This window comes from Belnapia sp. AC561, from assembly GCF_979252845.1.
In genome coordinates, this window is record NZ_CEEDBP010000425.1 from 1 (window position 1) to 244 (window position 244).

The 244-nt window shown below is 62.3% G+C and carries 1 protein-coding gene; it reads right to left on the reverse strand.

Annotated features, from left to right (window positions below):
• Window positions 1-140 (reverse strand): rhomboid protease N-terminal domain-containing protein (locus AC0IW9_RS31710; RefSeq protein WP_471652254.1); only part of this gene is annotated, 140 nt, incomplete at its 3' end.
• Between the last annotated feature and the right edge of the window lie 104 nt (window positions 141-244).

Consider the following 244-nt stretch of genomic DNA (forward strand, 5'->3'; position numbering starts at 1 on the left):
GTGTGCTCGTCGGGCACCCAGAGCACTTGCTCGTTGGCCTGCTCCGCCACGCGGTGAGAGACGCCCAGATTGCGCAACAGCGCAATGAAAGGCGCCAGATCCGCATCGAGCGGCACACGCAAGGCAATCACGGCGCTCATCGTGGAGCCTCTGGTTTCTCTACGTCGACCCAGACGAACTTGTGCGGATCCAGGCGGGTTTCCTGATCCAGGCGGTAAGCCACCAACTTGCCGTACATCACCGC